Consider the following 18263-nt stretch of genomic DNA (forward strand, 5'->3'; position numbering starts at 1 on the left):
GATAATACCTTTCGCAAAAGACAGAAGATATATGATCATCTCTTAATACTAAGAGACAAAAATATGCGTGCTGTTGAAGCAAATTTTGATGGCTTAGTGGGTCCAACCCATAATTATGCAGGGCTTTCTTATGGCAATGTGGCTTCAAGTAAAAATCAGCAAGTAGCTTCCAAACCAAAAGAAGCCGCGCTACAAGGGCTAGCTAAAATGAAAGCGCTTCATGATATGGGCTTTGTTCAAGGCGTGCTCGCACCTCAAGAAAGGCCAGATATCCGCACATTGAAACGCCTAGGCTTTAGTGGGTCTGATGCTCAAATTTTGAAGCATGCAGCTAAAAGTGATCCTGTATTACTCGCTTCATGTTGCTCTGCATCCAGTATGTGGACCGCCAATGCTGCAACTATATCGCCCAGTAGTGATACTCAGGATGGTAAAATTCACATTACTCCGGCCAACTTAGTAAATAAATTCCACAGAAGTATTGAACCTGAAACAACTGCACGTATCCTTCAAGCAGTGTTCAATGATAACCAATATTTCCACCACCATCCTCCACTCCCAGCAGTTGATGTATTTGGTGACGAAGGTGCTGCAAATCATACGCGCCTTTGTAACGACTATCATGATGCGGGTTTGGAATTATTTGTCTTTGGTCGTTATGGATTCTCATCCGAAAAATCAGCCCCTTGTCGTTTTCCTGCACGTCATACTTATGAAGCCTCTACTGCTATTGCCCGCCTCCATGGCTTAGCACTAGAAAGAACATTGTTTATTCAACAAAATCCAGATGTTATTGACCAAGGTGTTTTCCATAACGACGTTATCGCGGTAGGCAATCGAAACGTATTATTATTTCACGAACAAGCCTTTTTAGATAAAAATGAAATACTAAATAAACTTTGTCATTTTTTCCATGATAAACCATTTTATCCAATTGAAGTGAGTTCAAATTTTGTAAGTGTTAAAGATGCTGTTGACACTTACCTTTTCAACAGCCAATTACTATCTCTCGCAAATGGAGAAATGGTTATTGTTGTGCCAGAAGAATGTTTACATAATAGTGCTGTTAAACACTATTTATCTGAGTTGACAAATGCAGATAACCCAATTAACAAAGTACTGAGTTTCAATTTAAAACAAAGCATGCAGAATGGTGGCGGACCCGCTTGTTTACGATTACGAGTAACACTCTCTCCAGAGGAACTCAATGCTGTAAACCCACACTGTATTCTTAATGAATCCCTTTATGCAAAATTAACCCATTGGGTTAACAAACACTATCGAGACCAATTGATGATTAAAGACTTAAGTGATCCCTCATTACTTGACGAAACTCAAATTGCGCTTGATGAACTCACCCAAATACTAAAATTAGGCAGTATTTATCCCTTTCAACGAAATTAATCACCTATAAAAAAAACCCGGCTACTGCCGGGTTTTTTAGGTACTCAAAACACCACTTATGAAAGTATTGCTGCGACACTGAGTACAGCCATAATAAGAACAGTCAAGGCAACTAATAAAGGCCAAATAAACTTCAACCAACGGTTGTAGGATACTCGACCTATAGCCAAACCACCCATAACAACAGCAGAGGTAGGCGTAATCAAGTTAACAATACCTGAAGCAGACTGATATGCGGTTACCACCAAATCACGACCAACGCCAGCAAAATCAGCGAGAGGTGCCATAATTGGCATAGTTAACACAGCTAGACCTGAAGATGAAGGTACTAAGAAAGAAAGTACAACTTCTAACCAGTACATTAAATTAATGAATGCAATATTATTAAGCCCCGCAAGCGCTTGCTCAGAAGTATGAAGAATCGTGTCAGTGATCATACCGTTATTCATCACTACCACAATACCACGAGCAATACCAATAATAAGCGCGACACCCAGTAAATCACGAGCGCCATCAACAAAGTTAGAGGTAAAGTCCTCTTCACTCATGCGAGCTAATAACCCTATAACTAATGCAAATACGATGAATAGTGCAGAAATTTCTGCCATCCACCATCCTTGAGATGATACCCCCCAAATCATAATGGCAAATGCTAACCCAAAAGCAATCAAAATTAGCTTTCTGGCACCACTTAAGGTCATATCCTGGTTTTGGTCTTTACCATGCAAAAAGTGCTTTTTATTGTCTTCAGCAAGGTCTGCAACCAAAGATGCTGATGGATCTTTTTTCACTTTTGCAGCGTAACGCATAACAAAAATAACACAGGTTAACCAACCTAATCCTAAAATTGCCAAACGCCACATCATACCCACTGAGAATTTTACCCCTGCAGCATCAGATGCAATTACAGTTGCAAAGGGGTTAATAGTAGAGCCAAGAGTACCAATACCGGCACCTAACAGAATAATTGCAACACCAGTCACTGCATCATAACCAGCTGCTATCACCACAGGTATTAATAATGTGTAAAACGGTATGGTTTCTTCTGCCATACCATAAACCGTTCCCCCAGCCGCAAAAAGCAACATTAATATCGGGATCATTAAAATTTCTTTTCCCTTTAAGCCGCTAACAGTGCGAGCAATCCCTGCATCAATTGCACCTGTTTTATTAACGACACCTAAAAATCCCCCAATGATCAAGACAAATAATGCAACATCAATTGCGTTAGCTTCATAGCTACCATGGTCATAAAAACCATCAATGGGTGCTAAAAAGATGTCCCACACATTTTGAGGGTTTGCATCGACCTCTTTATAGGTCCCTGCTACCGGTACTTCTTTACCAAGTGCTTCATTTTGAACCCGATCATATTGACCAGCAGGCACTAACCACGTTAAACCTGCCACCACTATGATAAGGAGAAAGAGAATGCTATACGCTGAAGGGAACTTAAACTTTGCCATCGCAGTACTTCCTTTTTATGGGGTAAACTGGATTTTTTGTTTTATTGGCTTACGTTGTTGACTTGAACTAATATTAAACGCAATTAAAAGTTTATTATTGATAGTCATGATGTCTAATACCACTTTCACACCATAACACCAAAAACTTTTTCATAATGTTTAATCCAACCATCAACACCAACTCATTAGATTTAAGCCAAAATAAATAAAATATTGACTGAGCGCCGTATGTGATTTACCACGCGGTTTATCTCGAATGTAAGAGCACGCAAAACACGTTTCACTAGGTATTTCTTCCACTCTATGCGACATTTCTCTTTAGGCTTAAACGCTCTGTCAGTAACGGTTATCAAGCTAGAATTGAGTTAAAGGTTGTTTCAGCCAACGATTAACTCCGGATTGTAGTCCATCTAAAACACTTGTTCTTGATAAAGATCAAACGCCTGAAAAGAAAAATTATTGAATCAACAGTATTTAATTTTTCTTTTTAAAAGGCGTCACTTATAGCGCAAATATGCAAGTTTTCTAGACAGATCTCTTGTTAAAATATTAACCAACAAATTTACTTTATGCGAAATTATTTAGTAGAATTAACAAAAAAAATAATTATAGAGCAAATATTAATCATTTTTCTTGTAACTTTACTACAAGCCCTCATTCTATCACTCACAGTAGCTGAGCAACCTACCAAAAAGTGACTACTTATTTCTGTTTAGCGACAAAGCAAGTGCTAAAAAATTAAATCACATGCAGAATTATATAACTTAACTTTACTTTTGCCACAACCAGGTTAATAGTTAGCCTATATTTAACTTTTTAGGAAATAGTTCATAAGTAAGCTGTCGTTTAAACATACATACAGCCATCCATAAAAACAAAAGCCTTAAATTGTTATTTTAGTCGTTTAGTTAAAATTCACATTAAAATGGGTATTTTTACGTACAGTCAAAAAAAAATCGTAGCGCTAGCCTATGTCGCGCATTGAGAGCTTTCAAGCTAATATCAGCTTATATATTTTAAATACTTTCCTACTTGCGACAGCTTCTTATCAAAATGCCGCAAGTGTTTTTTTAAAATGAATAACACTTCATAAATAGTGTTTTCTGTCAAATTTCTTGAAGTACTTACAGATAACTTACTTTAGTTTAATAGCACTCAAGATTTTTTATGATAAAACTATTAAAAATTGTGTTATTCATCCAAACTTAGTGTTCTACACTAAAATGTTAATTTTATCCTTTACTTTAGTCGCTTGTTGACAGGCAAGGAGAGAGCAAATGTCTCGCTTTTATGTTGGTTCAGAAATTGGACAACTACGCAAAGTACTACTTCACCGACCAGAATTATCTTTACGGCGCCTGACTCCCTCAAACTGTGAAGACCTCCTCTTTGATGATGTTTTGCGTGTAGAAGAAGCTGGTAAAGAGCACGATGTATTTGCTCAAACACTGCGCGATAATGGTGTTGAAGTCTTTTTGCTACATGAAGTTTTAGCCGAAACGTTGTCCTCTCCTGAAGCCAAAAACTGGGTACTTGATCGTCAGATTTCTGAATACCGCTTTGGCCCTACTCTATCAGTAGAAGTTAGAAATTATCTTAATAACATGGATAATGTTCAGTTAGCTTCACATCTTATTGGTGGAATAACCGTTGCCGAGCTTAATTCAGAATGTCCAAGCCCTGTCTTGCAAGTGATGCGAGAAACCGATTTTATCGTAGACCCCATTCCAAATCATTTATTCACCCGTGATACTTCATGCTGGATTTATGGCGGTGTTTCCGTCAACCCTATGGCCAAACCAGCCCGCAAGCGTGAAACAGTCCATTTACGTGCAATCTACAAATTCCACCCATTGTTTAAAGATGCCAATTTCGAAGTTTACTTTGGTGATGAAGACCGTAACTTTGAATTATCCACATTAGAGGGCGGAGACGTACTGGTTATTGGTAAAGGCGCGGTATTAATCGGAATGTCTGAGCGTACAACACCACAAGGTGTTGAATTATTAGCGCGTAACCTGTTTAAGACAGGTCAAGCCAATAAAGTAATTGCGTTGCAATTACCCAAAGCACGTAGCTGTATGCACTTGGATACAGTGATGACTCATATGGATTATGACTGTTTTACTGTTTACCCTGATATTATGCGTGATGATATACCTGCTTGGGAACTTACACCTGGAAAAGCAGCGGGTGAGATTAGTTATACCCGTATCAAAGACAGCTTTATCAAATCAATTGCCCGTACGTTAGATGTACCCGAATTACGCTTGATTCACACTGGAGGTGACGCATTCGAAGCTGAGCGTGAACAATGGAATGATGCGAATAATGTACTTACTGTACGTCCTGGTGTTGTTATTGGTTATGAACGTAATGTTTATACCATTAAAAAGATGGAAGAAGCAGGAATTACTGTACTTCCAATACCTGGTGAAGATTTGGGTCGCGGCCGCGGTGGAGCTCGCTGCATGAGCTGCCCACTGGAGCGTGATGATATCTAATTCAACTCATTGAATAACCTTTGACTTATGGTTCTTAACTCAAGACCATACAACAACTGTTTTAGATAAGATTAAGGTAAAAAGCCATGGCATTTAATTTAAGAAACCGCCATTTTCTCAAATTAGAAGACTTAACTCCTCGTGAAATTAAGTTTCTATTACGTCTTGCCGATGACCTGAAAGTAGCTAAGTACACTGGCTATGAAAAACCTCGTCTTCAAGGTAAGAATATCGCGTTAATTTTTGAAAAAACTTCAACTCGCACACGTTGTGCATTTGAAGTAGCTGCTTATGACCAAGGCGCAAATGTCACTTATCTTGGCCCATCAGGCTCTCAAATAGGTGCCAAAGAGTCTATGAAAGACACAGCACGTGTTTTAGGTCGCATGTACGATGGCATTGAATACCGTGGCTTTGGTCAAGAGGTTGTTGAAGAGTTAGCCGCAAGTGCTGGCGTACCTGTGTGGAACGGTCTCACGGATGAGTTTCACCCAACTCAAATTCTTGCCGACTTCCTTACAATGACAGAGCACAGTGGTAAGCCTCTCAATGAAATTGCTTACTGTTACCTTGGTGATGGTGGTAATAATATGGGCCACTCGTTAATGATTGGTGCAGCAAAAATGGGTATGGATTTCCGTATGGCTGCTCCAGAAGGTTGTCGCCCAGATGAGAAGCTTGTCAATATCGCACAAGAAATTGCCAAAACCACTGGCGCTAAAATCATGATTACTGACGATGTTGAAGCTGCAGTGAAAAATGCAGACTTTTTATACACTGATGTATGGGTATCTATGGGTGAGCCTGACAGTGTTTGGGAAGAACGTATTAAGCTGTTGAAGCCCTATCAAGTTAACCGTGAGTTAATTGAAAAAACAAGCAACCCGAATGTGAAATTCATGCATTGCTTACCAGCATTTCATAATAGAGAAACCAAAGTTGGTGAAGAAATTTACCAAAAATATGGCCTCGATGGTATGGAAGTTACTGAAGAAGTATTTGAGTCTAAGCACTCAATTGTCTTTGATCAGGCTGAAAACCGGTTACACACTATCAAAGCCGTAATGGTTGCCACCTTAGGCAGCTAAAAGCCATCTAGTCTGCTAGAACCTGGCTGCCCCTTTTCCCCATCCAAGGCAGCCAGTCCCCACTTATAGAGAGAGGAAGCAAGCATGTTAGTTGTAATCGCGCTTGGAGGCAATGCTATTCTCCAACGGGGTGAGCCCTTAGAAGCACACATTCAGTATCAAAATATCAAGAAAGCCGCAGCGGCAATTGCTAAGGTTGCTGAAAACCATACTGTCGTATTAACCCACGGTAATGGTCCACAAGTCGGCTTATTAGCATTGCAAAATGATGCGTATAAAGATGTATCACCCTATCCCCTTGATGTACTGGGTGCAGAAACAGAAGGCATGATTGGTTATATGTTTGCTCAGTGCCTTAATAACGAAATGCCTAAACAATCCGTTGCAGCACTACTCACGCAAACGATTGTAGACAAAGACGATCCTGCCTTTGCAGACCCAACTAAATTTGTTGGCCCTGTTTATAGCCAGGAAGAAGCGACTGAACTTACCCGTACAATGGGTTATACCATTAAAGCAGATGGCCTTTATTTCCGTCGTGTCGTACCTTCTCCTTTACCCAAAGCCATTGTTGAGCTGGAAACCATCAAAACGCTAGTTGACCAAGGTAGTCTTGTCATTTGTACTGGCGGTGGCGGTGTTCCTGTGGCTAAGACAGGGGACAAACTTGAAGGTGTCGAAGCGGTAGTTGACAAAGACCGTGCCTCTGCCGTGCTTGCTCACGACCTAAAAGCAGACGCCTTGATTATTCTGTCTGATGTGGATGCTGTCGCTATTAACTGGGGTACACCTGAACAAAAAAATATCAAGAAAGCCACAACAGCTCAAATGGACACATTTGACTTTGCTAAAGGTTCCATGGGACCCAAGGTTGAAGCTATTTGTGACTTTGTTAAGCAAGGTGGCAAAATAGGTGCCATTGGATCGCTTGATAATGCAGAAGGCATCCTTCGAGGTGTGACTGGTACTGTCATTACCGAAGATCATCAAGGTGAGATCGAGTACTACTAATTAAGTGAAATGATCAAATTGAGATACCAAGCAGCTTGGTATCTCAACCCAAATATCAGTTAAGACACTTCCGCCAGCCTTCCCCTCTCATCACCAAACTATCCAGCCACGCCAAAGCAACCAGACCGTCGTAGAAAGTGCTTACAGGCAGGAAGTTCAAATAGAAACTCAAATTTCGCAACAGCTAACACGCTGTGGTATTACGGCGTATTGCTCAGACACAAAAAAGCCAGCACTAAGCTGGCTTTTTTATTAGATTATGGCGTCCCCTAGGGGACTCGAACCCCTGTTACCGCCGTGAAAGGGCGGTGTCCTAGGCCACTAGACGAAGGGGACGCAGGCCTTCGTTCTTAACCATCAGTGGCGAACGGGAGCGTATCCTACGAGTTAATTACTCATCGGTCAAGCTTTTTATATCTCCTCTCCGCAATAAATATCAACAAACAAGCTTACCTGATATCCCTCATTCTCTTCACGTAACACAAATACAGCACCATCCATACTAGAATTTACCTAAACACCTTTTGGTAAGCGGCCTATACTCAATTAAGAAATAAGGTGAATAATAACCAGTAAATGGAGAGTTCGGTGTCACCTATTACGATTACAGCGGCGATTTTGGTATTTGTCATCATATTAGTAGGCGTTGCCTATGCCTATCATAGTGCTGAAAATGCCAAAATTGAAAAAAACCGAAAAGCCTCAATGTATACCAACCGTATCCGACGTATAGAAGAGGTCATGAGCACGTTACCACTTCCTTATCTTGGTCATGGTTTGGGTGAGTTTCTGATGAGCGAAAAGCTTGACGCTTTAGAGTCAATTAAAAGCTTATCACTAAAAGAACATAATTCTTCCATTGAAGAACGCATAGCCAACACAAAAGGTGAAATTGCAGAATTTTTGGATAAATTAGTTCAGGAGCAGCATAAAGCTGTCAACATCACCTCTGAAGCGCAAGCTCAACAACTTCACAATACCTTCCATGAATGCCACCGCTTGGTTTTGGCCAGTTTTAAAAGTAGCCGATTAAGTAAAGTGGATGCGTCAAAGCTCATTAATCACATTAAAGAACGCCTTGTCATTATTACCTATGAGCTTTTTTCTTATAGCGCTTATAATGCACAACAAGTAGGTAAATACACGCTCGCAATTCACTATTATGAACGCGCCATTGATGAATTACGTAAACATAATGCCAGCCATACGTATGACGCATATATTCAAAAACTAAAAAGCCGTATTGCTCACGCAGAGGAACAACAAAAAACCCAAACAACACAGGAGACACCCGAAAACGAAAGTAGCAGTCTAGTCAGTAAGCTTGATGAGCTTGTTGACGAAGACGATACTTGGAAAAAGAAAAACGTCTACGACTGATACTTACCCTGCCAGAATGATCCAGGGAATGGTATCCTACCTTACAAACCATTAATCGCTATTAATATTTAACAGGTCATACAACACCTGACTAATGAATATCAAGTTTACAAAACGACTATCGTATAAACAGGCTAGAAACACTGTACTTGTTGCCTTTTTACTTGGGCTGGCACTCAGTATTGCTCAAGTAACACTTGATTATATATATGAAAAAGCGTTTATTGATGTACAAATTCGCTCTATTCTGGATATCACTCGCAATCCCGCTGCACGTATGGCCTACATCATTGACCATGAGCTTGCACAAGAATTAGTCAATGGTTTACTTAAGTCTCCCAGTGTCATTGGTGTTGAGCTGATTGACAGCAATGCCAATGTCCTTGCTTCAGCCAAAGAAGCAATGTACGACGCCCCTTATCGAGGTATTAGCGATTTCCTATTTGGCAAAACCCGTTACTACCAAGAACCTTTAACTATTGACTATAACCCGAATGAACTACTAGGTTATCTCAATCTGGAAATTGATACCTACGCTATTGGCTCTAGCTTTCTGCAACGTTCACTCACCACATTAGCTACAGGTTTTGTACGTAGTTTGGTGCTATCCGTCATTTTATTAGTTTTATTCTACTGTACATTAACGAAGCCTTTAGTCAGCCTGATAAAAGCATTAACCCAGGTTAACCCTGAAGATGAAAAAAATGCTGTCCAACTCCCCTACCCTAAACACCATGAAGATGATGAAATAGGCTGCCTAGTCAAAACAACCAACCAGTACCTGCAAAGCCTTCACTCGAACCTGACCCGACGGCAAGAAGCTGAAGCACAACTTCGTCATTACCTTGGGCAATTAGAAACCATTGTTGATCAGCGTACTGGAGAGCTGCGACGAACCAATGAGCAATTACAAACCAGTAATGCCATGCTTGAACGAGCACGTCACCAAGCAGAACAAATGGCCGAAGCACGTTCTGCTTTTCTTGCCAGCATGAGTCATGAAATCAGAACGCCTTTAAATGGGGTATTAGGTATGATCGGACTGACGCTGGATAGTGAACTAAATCATGAACAGCAACAGCAACTCACGATTGCCTATAATTCGGGTAAAGTTTTGGTGGAGTTACTCAATGATATACTCGATCTGTCGAAGTTTGAATCCGGTAAATTATTGCTAGAACAAATCGAGTTCGACCTGCGTGGCACAGTAGAAGATGCCGTTAATTTACACAGTCAAAGCGCTAATGAGAAAAAACTTGCCCTAGAGTGTGATATTGCACCAGAGATTCCAGAAAATTTACAGGGAGACCCAACACGCATTCATCAAGTTATCAGCAACCTGTTAAGCAACGCAATTAAATTTACCAGTCAGGGATTTGTCCAACTCAGTGTTCAAGTAGCTGATGAAAATGATCAGGAATTCATTGTGGCAATTAATATCAAAGACTCAGGTATTGGTATTAGTAAGGAAGCTCAAGAAAAAATCTTCCAGCCTTTCTCACAAGCCCATGTGGATATTACCCGCAAATATGGTGGTACTGGTTTAGGTTTAGCATTATGTAGAAATTTAAGTGAAGCCATGGGTGGACACCTTAAAGTCAGCAGCGAACCCTCCTTGGGGAGTACATTTACCGTCATTTTGCCGCTGGCTAAACCCGAGCACATTTTCCGCCCACAAATTAACCCTCAACTGCAGTATTATCAAATTCTCTTGCTATGTCATGACGCCCTTCAGCAAACATTATGTAATCACTTAAATTACTGGGGAACTCCATATAAAACGCTGAACTATAAGCAACCACTGGTACCTCAGCTAGAACAAATCAAACCCCATCTTTACTCATGTGTCATCCTTGATCGGGCCGCTGATGCAAATGCATTTATCAACGCAAACGATGATATGAGTATTATCTTTGCGACAGCCCACCAAGATATGCTCGATAAAGAAACACAACAGATTCTGGGTATTAGCACGCAGTTACAGTTACCCTTACGTAGAAATGAACTCTACAATACCTTGCTTCAAGTTTTTCACTTATCGACTCAAAAAACGATAGAAGAAGTTTCTCATACGCCTAAGCCATCATTTGAGGCAATGCATATTTTGGTAGTTGAAGATAACCATATCAATCAGCTTGTGGTTAAAGGCATGCTAGAGAAAATTGGTCACCATGTAGATGTGGCTACTCAAGGCAAAGAATGCCTGACGTTATGTCAACAACACCACTATGATTTAGTCTTTATGGACTGCAATATGCCGGTGATGGATGGCTATGAAGCCACCCAAAAACTACGTACCATTAATCATATGAAGTCAGTACCGGTTATAGCACTCACGGCAAATGCACTGAGTCATGATCGTCAAAAATGCTTGGATGCCGGTATGAATGACTATCTGGCAAAACCCTTCAAAAAAGACCAACTGGCTTATATGGTAGAAAAATGGGCAGGTCAACACCGTAATACACTCACTGCAGAGCCAGCTCGCGTGTAACCTAATTTAGCGTAGTAGTCTATGCCTCTCAGGCACACATTAAATAACCTTCAATCTGCTGACTAATCGCCAGTGGCGACGTTATTGGCGAAAACCGTTGTATAGTTTTCGCCTGAGGGGAAACCAGGAACTTGGTAAAATTCCATTTAATCTTATCCAGTCCAAATAAACCAGGTGCTCGACGTTTAAGTAATCCATACAGCGGGTGAGCATTTTCGCCATTGACACTTACTTTCGCAAACATAGGAAAACTAACGTGAAACTGCTGCTCACAAAATGCAGCTATTTCATTATCACTTCCTGGCTCTTGCTGTAAAAACTGATTACACGGAAAACCTAAAACCACAAAACCCTGTCCCTGAAATTGCTGATAAAGGGTTTCCAACTCTGCATACTGTTTAGTAAAGCCACAGTGACTTGCAGTATTTACAATTAACATTACCTGGTCTTGATAAGGAGCTAGTGTCACCCATTCGCCTTTAATCGTTTGACAAGGAATCTCATAAAGTGAATCAGCCATTGCACATCTCCTCTTGTTAAAATAAAAGTTTATTATCTATCTTCCTTGGTCGGCTCTGATGTAGCAGTAGTAAAACATAATGAAGCTGAATTAATACAATAACGTAAACCTGTGGGTTGTGGCCCATCAGGAAATACATGGCCTAAATGTGCCTCACATTGACTACACATGACTTCTGTTCGCATCATGCCGTGGCTGTGGTCTGTTTCTGTGTCAATGGCCTCTTGAACGATTGGCTGATAATAACTAGGCCATCCTGAACCAGAGTCATATTTTGTTATTGAGTCAAATAGCGGCTGTCCACAACATGTACAACAATAAACACCTTCATCTTTCTTATTCAAGTACTCTCCAGAAAACGCAGGCTCAGTTCCCTTTTCTCGACATATACGATATTGCTCAGGCGTTAACTGTTGTTGCCATTCCTGAAGAGATTTCTTAATTTTCTTATTTTTCACCATGAATAACTCCATTTACTGTCCTTTTGCGACACAGGTACAAATGACCATTTCACTATTTAATACTCACTCAAGGTTAATGTTCACTCAAGGCAGTCAGTATTTAATCTCCCTAATACACCTCAGTGAAGATAACATCTATGGCACTACATGACACTTTGCGTATGATACTGAAATCATTATTTCAGAGATTGCTTATAACACCCAGATTACAATACTATGGCATATACTCAGCAATAAGATGAAACGAACATCCTTTGTGCCACAGTAGCTTTTATGAAATCAGGAGGCTAATGAAATGGCTATTCACCTGCTGCTGAGTGGGTATACCTTAGTTGATTATTCAAAGAGTCCTAACCATGCAGGAAATCAATAAGTCCCTTAAACTCAGTAACGTTTGCTATGATATTCGTGGGCCAGTACTTGCGGAAGCGAAACGTTTAGAGGAAGAAGGTCATCGGGTTTTAAAATTAAATATTGGAAATCCAAGCCCGTTTGGTTTTGATGCCCCTGAAGAAATCATTCAGGATGTTATTCGCAACCTGCCTCAGGCACAAGGTTACGGAGACGCCAAAGGACTCTTTGCCGCGCGTAAAGCCGTCATGCAGTATTATCAACAAAAGCCAATCAATAATGTCAATATTGACGATATCCTCATTGGTAATGGGGTCAGTGAGCTTATTGTGATGGCCATGCAAGCACTGCTCAACACCCATGATGAAATCCTCATTCCAGCGCCAGATTATCCCCTTTGGACTGCAGCTGTTACGTTATCCAGTGGTAAACCTGTTCACTATATCTGTGATGAACAACAGGACTGGTTACCTGACCTTGATGATATTCGCAGCAAAATTACCCCTCAAACTCGGGGCATTGTCCTGATTAATCCTAATAACCCAACAGGTGCTGTCTATAGTAAAGCATTTCTACTTGAGGTCATTGAAATTGCCCGTCAGCATCAACTCATTATCTTTGCGGATGAGATTTACGATAAAATTCTTTACGATGATGCAGTACATCACTCCGTAGGTGCTCTGTGTGATGATGTATTAGTGATAACCTTCAATGGGCTATCAAAGGCCTACCGTGCGGCAGGCTTTCGTTCGGGCTGGATGGTAATAAGCGGGCCGAAACATCATGCCAAAGGGTATCTTGAAGGGTTAGATATGCTTGCCTCTATGCGGTTATGCCCGAGTATGCCAAGCCAATACGCCATCCAAACCGCACTGGGGGGTTACCAGAGCATTAATGACCTCATTCTACCTGGAGGCCGTCTCCTTGAGCAACGTGATCGCGCCTGTGAGCTGATTAATGCCATTCCAGGTGTGAGTTGTGTAAAGCCTAAAGGTGCCTTGTATTTATTCCCCAGACTTGATCCTAAGCGCTACCGTATCCAAGATGACGAACAGATGGTATTGGATTTACTCACTCAGGAAAAAGTCTTACTCGTCCAAGGTACGGCTTTTAACTGGCCTTACCCTGACCACTTCAGAATCGTCACCTTACCCTATGTTGAAGACCTGACAGCAGCCATTGAGAAATTTGCACACTTTCTCAGCCGTTATGAACAATAAATCCAGCGAATAAACCTTAAGTCTGTCTACAAGCTCATCGCGTCATAAGACCATTGGTTTTTAAGTGGCTTTAGCCCGTCAAACCAATGGTTAAACCACCGCTTTGCCCATTTCATTGAATAATCAAATTGAAACACAGCGGCAATTTTGAGCCGTTTATCCAATGATAAATGGTTCATTTGTTTATAAATCACTACAGTGCTGTAATAACATTAATTCACCACATATGATGTAGATTTTCATGGCTGATATTCATATTGATGACTTTTATCGAGACTGTGCACTGACATTATTACGTCTTTATAATTTTTTTCCTCGAAAGTGCACACTCTATGTAGACGACATTATATCTCCCGAACATCCTGATGAGTTCGGTATTCCAACACAACGCCATCTAGCCTGCTTTGGCTGTATGATTTGGCTTGCCGAGGAAGGCTATGCCCGCTATGAAGATACTATCCGTCATGATGCGTTAGACCAAATTGTGCTGACTCAAACCAGCTTTATTAAACTGTCAGGACTGTTACCTACCCAATTGTGCCAACCCATACCGCCTCAACCAGCAGACCAGATGCTTCCGCCTTCCGTAGCAGAGCAACAAGCGACACTTGCACAACAGTTACGCAATGCCATCAACCACCAACAGGCACTTATGGTAAAGCACTTGTTACGTTATTTTTTCAATCAAGAACTGCCACCCCCTCATACTTGAAGGTGTTATTATTAAATAATTACAATAACCACAGCCTCGCAGCAACTTAAGACACTGCTAAAAAAACACCTCATCCGGAACTGCTAGCGCAATTAAAAGCCCCCTAATATTTCAGTATTTATTTATAACAAAGCCACATAAACTAAACCTGTAAGAACACATCTAACTGTTGTGTTCAAGCATATATACTCTTGAAAAACAATTAACAAACCACATATCAGACTAATAGATTATTGATGAGATAGGTAACCAAGCATGAAACGAATTATGCTTTTTCTTGCCACCAACTTAGCTGTACTGGTCGTTGCCAGTATCACGCTCAACATATTGGGTGTTGGTAGTTACTTAACGAGACAAGGGTTAGATTTTGGCAACCTGTTAATGTTTTGTGCTGTATTTGGTATGGCAGGTTCTTTTATTTCCCTGCTACTTTCAAAAGCAATAGCCAAATGGTCAACAGGTACACAGCTAATTGAGCAGCCCACCTCAAGCAATGAGCGCTGGCTGGTAGAAACAGTACAAGATCTTGCTAATAAAGCAGGCATTGGCATGCCAGAAATTGGTATCTTCCACTCACCACAAGCCAACGCATTTGCTACCGGCTGGAATAAAAATAATGCACTTGTAGCAGTAAGCACCGGCCTTTTAGAACGAATGAGTGCCGATGAGGTTCGTGCGGTTATAGGTCATGAAATTGGTCATGTTGCCAATGGCGATATGGTGACACTGTCGCTGATACAAGGTGTAGTGAATACATTTGTGATGTTCTTTGCCCGAGTCATTGGCTATGCCGTTGATAGTTTCCTTCGTCGTGATAATGATAGTGGCGGCGTAGGTTTTGGTTTTTACATCACCACATTTGTTATGGAAATTGTACTTGGTATTCTGGCTTCTACAATTGTCATGTGGTTCTCTCGTCAGCGCGAATACCGGGCCGATCAAGCAGGTGCTGAATTAACCAGTCGTGAAGCCATGATTGGTGCCTTACAACGCTTACAAGCCGATTATGCTGAGCAGAGTGCATTGCCCTCAACCATGACAGCGTTTGGCATTAGTGGCGAACAAAAATCCAGCTTACTTGCCAATTTATTTTTGAGCCACCCACCCTTAGAAGACCGCATTGCTGCTTTGCAAAACATGAAATAATCACTCATTAGTACCTAACGATTAAGGGTGGCAAGCAACCGCCCTTGATCAAATGTCCCCCTTCTTTTTTTACAAATGAACTGCATTTTCTGCATATCCGCGTCCAACATTATTGATCCCATGAATTAAAGTGTGTAACCGCTAACTACAGAGTATTAATAATAGCAAGGAACTTTTTTTTTAGTTCATTTAGGTATAAAAACCACTGCACATACGTGTTGCAGTTAGCATGGGATGTCGTTTAATCTCACATTTAGAAAACATAAAAAAAACTTTTGTGACTCGTTAAGCGCCTTGCCAAACATATTAAAAACTTATTACATAGTGCGGCGTCATACAGGTGCGTAACGAATTTTGTACTGATTAGGCTAAGAGGTAACGAACATGCACCTACAAACCGTCCCAAGCGGCAATAAAACCACTCTGCCCCATCGTCCTGATATTTTTAATGGTGGTGCCATCATTGATGAAAATGGCAAAGAAGTGCCTATCACGGAAGAAATGTTGCAAAAAGCATTTAAACGGCTAGAAAAAGCCTGGGTGCTTCCCAGAAAAAAATGAAAACTCTTACAAAAACCAGCACACTGACAGTAAACGTGACATTACAAAAAAGAGCTGATAATCATTCGCAACACTTGAAAATAACCTAATTGCACACAGTCTGTAGTCGTGTGCAGCATTAATCAGTAATAAACTGCTACTAAACCTGAAGGCTTAGTAACAGGCTAAAAAATTATAATAATATACGGCGTGAAAAGTGTAGCGTATTTGAAACCTACCACTTAACACTAATGAATGACTACTTTAAAACCTAATGCCTTAAATGCATTAACTACATCGCCAGGGCAGTTTTTCAACTTAATTTTTAGTGTCTTAAATTCACGTCGTTCACGATAATTCTTACGTAAACCATCAAAAATTTTTCCAACCTCTGCACCCGGCTTTAGCAATTCACGTCGTAACATGACATCATCACAACGTATATCGTATAAAGAACGTATTGCTGTAGAAACCGCTTGTTGGCGAGGGACATTGCCCGCAAAACTAATGCTTTTCATTACGGGTATTGGTGCAATACCTGGCAGCTTGATTCGGGTAGGCAATCCAAAAAAGCGACAAGCCGCTTTATAAATCATTTCTGTACCCTGCATTTTTCCATCCAAGCTATAACCAGCGATGTGCGGTGTAGCAAGTTCAACATAAGGTAATAAAGCGGTATTAATCTCCGGCTCGCCTTCCCAAACATCAAGCACAACAGTGGTATCAAAACCTTCACTTTTTAATTTAAGTAAAGCCTCATTATTAATGACAGCCCCACGCCCCGAATTGATTAAAATCGTACCTGGCTTCAGTTGTCGTAAAACCTGATCATTAAACAAATGATATGTTGGATAGGGACCTGAGTGAGTCAGTGGTGTGTGCAATGAAATAATGTCACTTTCAGCAATCAGCGTGGGAAGATCTACATAAGCGCCATGAGGCTCACTTTCTTCCAGAAAAGGGTCACAGACACATGTCGCTACACCCAAACGCTGTAGTACTTGGTGTAACGTACCACCCACATTACCTTTACCAACAATCCCCACCACTTTATCGCGAATATCAAAATCCTGCTGTTCCGCTAACACATTAAGCGCACTGAGGACATACTCAACAACAGCATTGGCATTACAACCAGGTGCACTAGCAAAACCAATACCTTTAGCTGACAAAAATGGTTCATCTATATGATCTGTACCTATCGTTGCTGTCCCAACAAAACGTATAGCACTGTCCTGTAACAGCTCTGCATTTACCTGAGTAATTGAGCGCACTAGGAGCATGTCAGCTTCACGCAAATGCTCAGCCGTAATAGCCCGTCCAGGCAGACGAATAATATCCCCAAAAGAAGCAAAAAAAGCATCTAACAACGGAATATTTTCATCAGCAACGATCTTCATGTCCAATACCTGTCACAAATAAACCTCATTAAGCCATGCTCATACATCAGGTGCAAGATACATATTCAACTATTAATATAATCTGTTATGTACTTGTTAACTGAAAGCTTACCCTCAGGTCAACCAATCCATTTTCTTGTTTACGTGAGATATGAACATTGAGTAAAGGGATCTTTTGTTTTTCAACAATATCGTATAGCCAAGTTAACACCCTTTGAAAAGGCACCTGTTCCAACCATAGTGTCATAGCCTTTTGTCCAGGCTCTAAACGTTTGATGTCCAGTTGCTGCTGACGAGCAACCTGAGTAATGCGTTGTCTTGCCTGGTCTGCCGTCAACGAGGGTGCATGCTGTACCTGCTGAAGGGCTTTCGCTTGTTGTTGATGGCTACTAACAAACTGATAAGCATCCTGCCAATACAACAGTTGCTCATTAGCTTTACTAAAACGTTGCTGAGTAGGCTGCCAAATACCCCAATATAAAACCATCATCCCCATAAATGCGCTGAGTAAAATTAACGCTCTTCGATCGCGAGATGATAATGATGCTAGAAATGCCTGCATAGAT

At 40.8% G+C, this 18263-nt stretch carries 15 protein-coding genes and 1 tRNA gene; 10 read left to right on the forward strand and 6 right to left on the reverse strand.

Features of this window, described 5'->3' with window-relative positions; translation table 11 throughout:
* The first annotated feature begins 63 nt into the window (after positions 1-63).
* Positions 64-1404 (forward strand): N-succinylarginine dihydrolase, encoded by a 1341-nt coding sequence (gene astB / locus ACQ96U_RS12670; protein WP_431721621.1) that lies wholly within the window; start codon positions 64-66, stop codon positions 1402-1404.
* Positions 1405-1460: 56 nt separating this feature from the next.
* Here the strand turns inward: astB and ACQ96U_RS12675 are convergent, their stop codons facing one another.
* On the reverse strand, positions 1461-2870 hold the full coding sequence (locus tag ACQ96U_RS12675) for a YfcC family protein (protein WP_431721622.1): 1410 nt from the start codon (positions 2868-2870) through the stop codon (positions 1461-1463).
* A gap of 1277 nt (positions 2871-4147) precedes the next feature.
* Between ACQ96U_RS12675 and arcA the strand changes: the two genes are divergently transcribed.
* From arcA to arcC, 3 genes are all read left to right on the forward strand, one after another.
* The gene (gene arcA / locus ACQ96U_RS12680) at positions 4148-5374 is read left to right on the forward strand and encodes an arginine deiminase (protein ID WP_431721623.1); all 1227 of its coding nucleotides are present in this window, start codon (positions 4148-4150) and stop codon (positions 5372-5374) included.
* 86 nt (positions 5375-5460) lie between these two features.
* A complete protein-coding gene (gene argF, locus ACQ96U_RS12685; protein WP_431721624.1) occupies positions 5461-6462 on the forward strand; it encodes an ornithine carbamoyltransferase in 1002 nt (333 codons plus the stop codon).
* 84 nt (positions 6463-6546) lie between these two features.
* On the forward strand, positions 6547-7473 hold the full coding sequence (gene arcC, locus ACQ96U_RS12690) for a carbamate kinase (RefSeq protein ID WP_431721625.1): 927 nt from the start codon (positions 6547-6549) through the stop codon (positions 7471-7473).
* A 260-nt stretch (positions 7474-7733) separates the two neighbouring features.
* Here the strand turns inward: arcC and ACQ96U_RS12695 are convergent.
* Positions 7734-7809 (reverse strand) — tRNA-Glu (locus ACQ96U_RS12695).
* Between the two features lie 252 nt (positions 7810-8061).
* On the opposite strand from ACQ96U_RS12695, the gene ACQ96U_RS12700 reads away from it, so the two are divergent.
* A complete protein-coding gene (locus tag ACQ96U_RS12700; protein ID WP_431721626.1) occupies positions 8062-8853 on the forward strand; it encodes a hypothetical protein in 792 nt (263 codons plus the stop codon).
* Between the two features lie 94 nt (positions 8854-8947).
* Positions 8948-11347, forward strand: coding sequence for a response regulator (locus ACQ96U_RS12705; protein WP_431721627.1), 2400 nt, complete (start codon positions 8948-8950; stop codon positions 11345-11347).
* 28 nt (positions 11348-11375) lie between these two features.
* On the opposite strand, the gene ACQ96U_RS12710 is transcribed toward ACQ96U_RS12705, so the two are convergent.
* Positions 11376-11867: a glutathione peroxidase gene (locus tag ACQ96U_RS12710; protein ID WP_431721628.1), complete on the reverse strand. Its 492-nt coding sequence runs from the start codon at positions 11865-11867 to the stop codon at positions 11376-11378.
* 32 nt (positions 11868-11899) lie between these two features.
* Complete coding sequence (gene msrB, locus ACQ96U_RS12715) at positions 11900-12328, reverse strand: peptide-methionine (R)-S-oxide reductase MsrB (protein WP_431721629.1); 429 nt, start codon at positions 12326-12328, stop codon at positions 11900-11902.
* A 356-nt stretch (positions 12329-12684) separates the two neighbouring features.
* Between msrB and ACQ96U_RS12720 the strand changes: the two genes are divergently transcribed.
* The 4 genes from ACQ96U_RS12720 to ACQ96U_RS12735 all read left to right on the forward strand — a co-directional run bounded on the left by ACQ96U_RS12720 (position 12685) and on the right by ACQ96U_RS12735 (position 16318).
* Positions 12685-13899: a pyridoxal phosphate-dependent aminotransferase gene (locus ACQ96U_RS12720; protein ID WP_431721630.1), complete on the forward strand. Its 1215-nt coding sequence runs from the start codon at positions 12685-12687 to the stop codon at positions 13897-13899.
* Between the two features lie 241 nt (positions 13900-14140).
* Positions 14141-14611 (forward strand): hypothetical protein, encoded by a 471-nt coding sequence (locus ACQ96U_RS12725; protein WP_431721631.1) that lies wholly within the window; start codon positions 14141-14143, stop codon positions 14609-14611.
* 255 nt (positions 14612-14866) lie between these two features.
* Positions 14867-15757, forward strand: a complete 891-nt coding sequence (gene htpX, locus ACQ96U_RS12730) for a protease HtpX (RefSeq protein ID WP_431721632.1) — start codon at positions 14867-14869, stop codon at positions 15755-15757.
* Positions 15758-16141: 384 nt separating this feature from the next.
* Complete coding sequence (locus ACQ96U_RS12735) at positions 16142-16318, forward strand: PA1571 family protein (protein ID WP_431721633.1); 177 nt, start codon at positions 16142-16144, stop codon at positions 16316-16318.
* Between the two features lie 227 nt (positions 16319-16545).
* Here the strand turns inward: ACQ96U_RS12735 and pdxB are convergent, their stop codons facing one another.
* Together pdxB and gspM are read right to left on the reverse strand one after the other, a co-directional pair.
* Positions 16546-17697, reverse strand: coding sequence for a 4-phosphoerythronate dehydrogenase PdxB (gene pdxB, locus ACQ96U_RS12740; RefSeq protein ID WP_431721634.1), 1152 nt, complete (start codon positions 17695-17697; stop codon positions 16546-16548).
* 85 nt (positions 17698-17782) lie between these two features.
* Entirely contained in the window at positions 17783-18259 is a 477-nt protein-coding gene (gene gspM / locus ACQ96U_RS12745) for a type II secretion system protein GspM (protein ID WP_431721635.1), read from the reverse strand.
* Positions 18260-18263: the final 4 nt, after the last annotated feature.

Source organism: Zooshikella sp. RANM57, assembly GCF_050749885.1.
Taxonomy (GTDB): Bacteria; Pseudomonadota; Gammaproteobacteria; order Pseudomonadales; family Zooshikellaceae; genus Zooshikella.